The organism is Streptomyces sp. col6 (assembly GCF_008042035.1).
GTDB lineage: Bacteria > Actinomycetota > Actinomycetes > Streptomycetales > Streptomycetaceae > Streptomyces.
This window is the reverse complement of the sequence record NZ_RDBL01000013.1, coordinates 1,076,648-1,083,439: the sequence shown is the minus strand read 5'-3', so window position 1 is coordinate 1,083,439 and position 6,792 is coordinate 1,076,648. Positions and strand designations below refer to the sequence as shown.

At 68.0% G+C, this 6,792-nt stretch carries 8 protein-coding genes; 3 read left to right on the top strand and 5 right to left on the bottom strand.

Going from position 1 to position 6,792, the window contains the following annotated elements:
* Window positions 1-747: 747 nt before the first annotated feature.
* On the bottom strand, window positions 748-1,389 hold the full coding sequence (locus EAO73_RS21595) for a DNA-3-methyladenine glycosylase (RefSeq protein ID WP_147973129.1): 642 nt from the start codon (window positions 1,387-1,389) through the stop codon (window positions 748-750).
* 73 nt (window positions 1,390-1,462) lie between these two features.
* On the opposite strand from EAO73_RS21595, the gene EAO73_RS21590 reads away from it, so the two are divergent.
* From EAO73_RS21590 to EAO73_RS21580, 3 genes are all read left to right on the top strand, one after another.
* On the top strand, window positions 1,463-2,245 hold the full coding sequence (locus tag EAO73_RS21590; protein ID WP_147973128.1) for a sporulation protein: 783 nt from the start codon (window positions 1,463-1,465) through the stop codon (window positions 2,243-2,245).
* 61 nt (window positions 2,246-2,306) lie between these two features.
* Complete coding sequence (locus tag EAO73_RS21585; RefSeq protein ID WP_147973127.1) at window positions 2,307-2,846, top strand: YbhB/YbcL family Raf kinase inhibitor-like protein; 540 nt, start codon at window positions 2,307-2,309, stop codon at window positions 2,844-2,846.
* Between the two features lie 148 nt (window positions 2,847-2,994).
* Complete coding sequence (locus EAO73_RS21580; protein WP_147973126.1) at window positions 2,995-3,501, top strand: HNH endonuclease; 507 nt, start codon at window positions 2,995-2,997, stop codon at window positions 3,499-3,501.
* 62 nt (window positions 3,502-3,563) lie between these two features.
* On the opposite strand, the gene EAO73_RS21575 is transcribed toward EAO73_RS21580, so the two are convergent.
* The 4 genes from EAO73_RS21575 to EAO73_RS21560 form a co-directional block, all read right to left on the bottom strand.
* Window positions 3,564-4,331: a sulfite exporter TauE/SafE family protein gene (locus EAO73_RS21575; protein WP_147973125.1), complete on the bottom strand. Its 768-nt coding sequence runs from the start codon at window positions 4,329-4,331 to the stop codon at window positions 3,564-3,566.
* A 61-nt stretch (window positions 4,332-4,392) separates the two neighbouring features.
* Window positions 4,393-5,322, bottom strand: coding sequence for an SPFH domain-containing protein (locus EAO73_RS21570; RefSeq protein ID WP_147973124.1), 930 nt, complete (start codon window positions 5,320-5,322; stop codon window positions 4,393-4,395).
* Window positions 5,323-5,396: 74 nt separating this feature from the next.
* Entirely contained in the window at window positions 5,397-5,828 is a 432-nt protein-coding gene (locus tag EAO73_RS21565; RefSeq protein WP_147973123.1) for an NfeD family protein, read from the bottom strand.
* A 68-nt stretch (window positions 5,829-5,896) separates the two neighbouring features.
* A complete protein-coding gene (locus tag EAO73_RS21560) occupies window positions 5,897-6,694 on the bottom strand; it encodes an ABC transporter ATP-binding protein (RefSeq protein ID WP_147973122.1) in 798 nt (265 codons plus the stop codon).
* Window positions 6,695-6,792: the final 98 nt, after the last annotated feature.

The following is a 6,792-nucleotide window of genomic DNA, read 5'->3' as shown; positions in this document are numbered from 1 at the left end:
GTATTAGACCCCGTTTCCAGGGCTTGTCCCAGAGTGAAGGGCAGATTGCCCACGTGTTACTCACCCGTTCGCCACTAATCCACCCCGAAGGGCTTCATCGTTCGACTTGCATGTGTTAAGCACGCCGCCAGCGTTCGTCCTGAGCCAGGATCAAACTCTCCGTGAATGTTTTCCCGTAATCGGGGAACACATCACGAGAGCGGAACAACAAAGGCCGGAATAAGACCTGTTGTCCACTGCGTCCTCGCTGTGTTTTTGCCTGCCYAACCCGAAGGTTTCGCAGGACTTTCAAAGGAACCACCAACCTGCCGAAGCAGGCCGGGGTATCAACATATCTGGCGTTGACTTTTGGCACGCTGTTGAGTTCTCAAGGAACGGACGCTTCCTTTGTACTCACCCTCTCGGGCTTTCCTCCGGGCGCTTCCCTTCGGTCTTGCGTTTCCGACTCTATCAGACTCTTTCGTGTCCGATTCCCGGCCGAAGCGGGTCAAACGAATTTCGCTTTCCGGTTCTTCGCTTTCGCGTTTCCCTTTCGGCGTGTCCACTACTTTAGCGGATTCTCCCGGTTACTCATAATCGAGTCAGTGGGCCTGAATTCCGGCATGCCGAAACTCGCACCCTCTGGGGTGAGTCGTAGGTAGTGGTTGGCCGCTTCGGATGTGCGTGGCGTGCGACCCGACGGATCGAACCAACAGCTATATCCGTGTCAAGCGACTCGGACAACATTAGGGGCCCCACTCGGGCGAGTCAAGTTGACCTCCGGCGTGGGACATGGGCCCGGTACGGGCTCACCGTGGGGTCACCGTCGATCCAGAACCGCCAGGGGTGCACCGCCCCGTCCCCGCCCACTCCGGTGCGCGGGCCGTTGCGCACCTGGTCACGGGGTGGCGGGGCGCCATGGAGTACCGAGAGCTCGGCGCCCTCGTGAGCGATGGCGTCCGTGCCGTCCAGTGCCCGGCCGATGTCCAGGGCGGTCGCCAGTCGGGCCGGGCCTTTGGCCAGTTCCTTGTCATTACGGGCCGAAACTCGACGTTTGCGCGTCAGTTCGGCGCCCTCGAAGATCTCGCCGGCCCGCAGCAGTACCCCGCTCGCCCTGCCCTCGGGGCCGCACACCAGGTTCATGCAGTGCCACATGCCGTACGTGAAGTAGACGTACGCGTGGCCGGGCGGGCCGTACATGGCGTCGTTGCGGCGCGTCCGGCCGCGGAAGGCGTGGGAGCCCGGGTCGATCTCGCCCGCGTACGCCTCCACCTCGGTGAGGCGCAGCGCGATCGGGCCGGCCGGGGTGCTGCGGACCAGGGTGCGGCCGAGGAGATCCGGGGCGACCTCCAGTACGGGGCGGTCGAAGAAGTCCCGCTTCAGCGGCGTACGGTCCGGGCCATCGATCATGGGGTTCGAGGTTAGCGGGAACCGACTACGGTCGTGGCGCGTATGTAGGGGTCAGGACCTAGGAGGAGAAAACATGGGCTTCAAGCGGCTGCTCGCGAGCATGGGTGCCGGCGGCGCCTCGGTGGAGACGGAGCTCTCCGAGATCAACGTCGTCCCGGGCGGGGTCGTCCAGGGCGAGGTGCGGATCCAGGGCGGTTCGGTCGACCAGCAGATCGAGGGCCTGTCCGTGGGCCTGCAGGCCCGGGTCGAGGTCGAGGGCCAGGACCAGGAGTACAAGCAGGACATCGAGTTCACCAAGCTGCGCATCGGCGGGGCGTTCGAGGTGCGGGCCGGGGCGGTGCACGTGGTGCCGTTCGGCCTGGAGATCCCGTGGGAGACGCCGATCACCACGTTCGCGGGCCAGCAGCTGCACGGCATGAACATCGGGGTGACCACCGAGCTGGAGATCGCGCGGGCGCTGGACTCCGGCGACCTCGACCCCATCAACGTGCACCCGCTGCCGGCCCAGGAGGCCATCCTCGACGCCTTCGGACGGCTGGGCTTCGGCTTCCGCAGCGCCGACATGGAGCGCGGCCACATCCGCGGCACGCGTCAGCGGCTGCCGTTCTACCAGGAGATCGAGTTCCACCCGCCGTCGCAGTACCGCGGCCTGAACCAGGTGGAGCTGTCGTTCGTCGCGGACGACCGCGAGATGGACGTCATCCTGGAGATGGACAAGAAGCCCGGTCTCTTCAGCGAGGGCAGCGACTCGTACCGCGCGTTCAAGGTCGGTCTGCACAACTTCCACGAGACCGACTGGGCGGCATACCTGAACCAGTGGCTGGCGCAGGTCGGCGGTCAGCGCAACTGGCTCTAGGGTCGGGAAGGGAAGAGAGATCTTCCCGGAAATCCGACGGAGCCGACAGAGAGGTGCTGACGTGACCGAGCCGAAGAGGGCGCCGCTGCCGCACGACTTCCATCCGGAGGTTCCCTCGTTCACCGTGGTGAGCGAGGACATCGCCCCGGGGGCCGTGCTCACCGACGCACAGGTGTACGCCGCCGGGAACACCTCGCCGCAGCTGCGGTGGGAGGGGTTCCCGGCGGAGACGAAGAGCTTCGCCGTGACGTGCTTCGACCCCGACGCGCCCACGGGCAGTGGGTTCTGGCACTGGGTGGTCTTCGACATCCCGGCGTCGGTCACGGAGCTGCCGGCCGGCGCGGGCGGCGGGAGGTTCGAGGGACTGCCCGCCGGCGCCGTGCACGCGCGCAACGACTACGGGACGAAGGACTTCGGCGGTGCCGCGCCGCCGGCCGGGGAGAACCACCGCTATGTGTTCACCGTGTACGCGGTGGACACCGAGAAGCTCGGTCCCGACAGCGACACCCCGCCGGCGGCGGTCGGGTTCAACCTCCGGTTCCACACCCTGGGCCGGGCGCAGTTGATCGCCGAGTACGCGGAGCCCGCCGAGAACGCCTGAGTACCAAAACTTCCGCAGCCGTTTGCCCTGCCCTGGTCCTGGAGAGATCAGGGCAGGGCATTTTTTAATGCGTTGTCCATCACGGCGTGCCCGGCCAGAGTTGATCCGGGCCTGCCAGGGGGCGGCCGGCACACGGGAGGTGGGCGAGATGCGGGACACGCTGGTACTGAACGCGAGCTTCGAGCCGCTGTCGACGGTGACGCTGAACCGCGCGGTGGTGCTGATCCTTCAGGACAAGGCCGTCGTCGAGCAGTCGCACCCCCGCCTGCGGATGCGCGGGGCCGACGTGGACATACCCGTGCCCCGTGTGATCAGGCTCTGCCGGTACGTACGGGTGCCGTTCCGAAGACAGGCCCCGTGGTCCAGGAGGGGCGTGCTGGTCAGGGACCAGCACCGGTGCGCGTACTGCGGGAAGCGTGCGAGCACCGTCGACCACGTGGTGCCGAGGGCACAGGGCGGGCAGGACACCTGGCTGAACACGGTGGCCTCGTGCGCCGAGGACAACCACCGCAAGGCGGACCGTACGCCGGAGCAGGCGGGGATGCCGCTGCTGCGCAAGCCCTTCGTCCCGTCCCCGGCGGAGGCGATGCTGCTGGCGCTGGGGGCGGGCGACCGCTCGGCACTGCCGGAGTGGCTGGCGCGGAGCGCGGCGTAGCCGCCGTACGCCTCATGACGTCACCGAAGCCCGTCTCCCGGGGGGAGGCGGGCTTCGGTCGTTCAGCGCAGGAGCAGCTGGACGATGGCGGCCGTGCCGACGGTGACGATGAGGGCGCGCAGGAGGGTGGGGCTGAGGCGGCGGCCCACCTTGGCGCCGATCTGGCCGCCGAGCGCGGAGCCGACCGCGATCAGGACGACGGCGGTCCAGTCGAAGTCGGCGACGAAGAGGAAGAAGAGCGCGGCGATGCTGTTGACGACGGCCGCGAGGACGTTCTTCACGGCGTTGAGGCGCTGCATGGTGTCGTCGACCAGCATGCCCATGAGGGAGAGGTAGATGATCCCCTGGGCGGCGGTGAAGTACCCGCCGTAGACGCTGGCGAGGGTCAGACCGATGAGGAGGAGAGGGCCGCCGTCGGGGTGGGCCGGGGTGCCGGTGCGGGCGCGCCGGCGCTGGACGGCGCGGCTGATGCGCGGTTGCAGGATCACCAGGACGAGGGCCAGGGCGACGAGGACCGGGACGATGGTCTCGAAGGCCGTGGAGGGCAGGGCCAGCAGCAGGGTGGCGCCGGTGAGTCCGCCGATGAGGGCGCCCACAGCGAGTTTGAGGACGCGGGAGCGCTGGCCCTTGAGTTCCTCGCGGTAGCCGATCGCGCCGCTGATGGAACCGGGGATCAGGCCGAGGGCGTTGGAGACGGTGGCGGTGACCGGGGGCAGGCCGGTGGCGAGCAGGACGGGGAAGGTGATGAGCGTCCCGGAGCCGACGATCGTGTTGATCGCGCCGGCGCTGATCCCCGCGGCGAAGACGGCGAACATCTCCCAGATGGACATGGCGTATCCCCCGTGCGTGATCGGTGCTTGCTGCACGAATCATGCACGGGGGGTGTACACGTCAGTCGACCGGGGGTTCCTCGCGCCGTTCCTTGCCGGTGTTGAAGCCGGGTGCGCCGCCGCCGATGTTGCCGAAGGCACCACTGAGGCCCTTGAGGGCGTCGCCGATCTCGCTGGGCACGATCCAGAGCTTGTTGGCGTCGCCCTCGGCGATCTTCGGCAGCATCTGGAGGTACTGGTACGAGAGCAGCTTCTGGTCCGGGTCGCCGGCGTGGATGGACTCGAAGACCGTGCGGATGGCCTGGGCCTCGCCCTCGGCGCGCAGGGCGGCGGCCTTGGCCTCACCCTCGGCGCGCAGGATCGCGGACTGCTTCTCGCCCTCGGCGGTGAGGATCGCGGACTGGCGGGTGCCCTCGGCCTGGAGGATCGCGGCGCGCTTGTCGCGGTCGGCGCGCATCTGCTTCTCCATCGAGTCCTGGATGGAGGTGGGCGGCTCGATCGCCTTCAGCTCGACACGGTTGACGCGGATGCCCCACTTGCCGGTGGCCTCGTCGAGGACTCCGCGCAGGGCGGCGTTGATCTCCTCGCGGGAGGTGAGGGTCCGTTCCAGGTCCATGCCGCCGATGATGTTGCGGAGCGTGGTGACGGTGAGCTGCTCGATGGCCTGGATGTAGCTGGCGACCTCGTACGTCGCGGCCCTCGCGTCGGTCACCTGGTAGTAGATGACGGTGTCGATGTTGACGACCAGGTTGTCCTGGGTGATGACGGGCTGCGGCGGGAAGGGCACGACCTGTTCGCGCAGGTCGATCCGGTTGCGGATCGAGTCGATGAACGGAACGACGATGTTCAGGCCCGCGTTGAGGGTGCGGGTGTACCTGCCGAAGCGTTCGACGATGGCGGCGCTGGCCTGGGGGATGACCTGGATCGTCTTGATCAGGGCGATGAAGACGAGCACCACCAGAATGATCAGGACGATGATGATCGGTTGCATCGTTTCCTTGTGCCCTTCGGTTGATGATCGTCATCGAGTCTGACAGAACGCGCCTTGCCGTGGGGGCAGTTCGGTCACATGACGACGGCCGTCGCCCCGTCGATGTCGACGACGTCGACCTGTTGGCCCGGTTCGAAGCTGAGTCCGGCGTCGAGTGCGCGGGCCGACCAGATCTCTCCGGCCAGCTTGATGCGGCCTCCCTCGCCGTCCACCCGTTCCAGGACGACGGCCTGACGGCCTTTCAGGGCGTCGATGCCGGTGGCGTGCTGGGGCGCGCGGTCACCGCGCTGCCGGACGGCGATCACGCGCACCACGGCCGTCAGCGCCACCGAGACGATGACGAAGACCAGGACCTGGGCGACGATCCCGCCACCGAGGGCCGCGACCACCGCGGCGGCGACCGCCCCCACGGCGAACATGCCGAACTCGGGCATCGCGGTGAGGACGAGCGGAATGCCCAGTCCCACCGCACCGATCAGCCACCACACCCACGCGTCGATGTCCACGTGGTCATGGTAGTTCCGCGTACACCCTTAACGACAGGGCACAACCGGGCAGGACCCGGCAACAGGCCCTAAGCGAGGGGCAGTCCGCGGGCGGTGTAGCGGTCGCCCTGGTGCTCGACGACGAGGGGCAGGCCGAAGCAGAGGGAGAGGTTGCGGGAGGTGAGCTCGGTCTCCATGGGGCCCGCGGCGAGCACCTTGCCCTGGCGGATCATCAGGACGTGGGTGAATCCGGGGGCGATCTCCTCGACGTGGTGGGTCACCATGATCATGGAGGGCGCGTACGGGTCGCGGGCCAGCCGGCCGAGGCGGCGTACGAGGTCCTCGCGGCCGCCGAGGTCGAGACCGGCGGCGGGCTCGTCGAGGAGGAGCAGTTCGGGGTCGGTCATCATGGCGCGGGCGATCAGGGTGCGCTTGCGCTCGCCCTCGGAGAGGGTGCCGAACTTGCGGTCGAGGTACTCGGTCATGCCGAGCCGGTCGAGGAAGGCGCGGGCGCGGTCCTCGTCGACCTTGTCGTAGTTCTCGTTCCAGGTGGCGGTCATGCCGTAGGCGGCGGTGAGCACCGTCTGCAGGACCGTCTGGCGGCGGGGGAGCTTCTCGGCCAGGGCGACGCCCGCGATGCCGATGCGGGGGCGCAGGTCGAACACGTCGGTGCCGACACCGCCGAGCTGCTCGCCGAGGACGCTGACACTGCCCTGGGTGGGGAAGAGGTAGCTGGACGCGATGTTGAGCAGGGTGGTCTTGCCGGCGCCGTTGGGGCCGAGGATGACCCAGCGCTCCCCCTCCTTGACCGACCAGGAGACGTCGTCCACCAGAGCGCGTCCGTCGCGGACCACGGATACGTCCACCAGCTCCAGTACATCGCTCATGAGCGCGTTGTCTCCCCATGCAGTGTCGAGATCGTCGCGTGCCTGTGGGCACAGCTCCCAGGGAAAACCTACGCCACCGCGCGAGTGCGGGCGGCGCT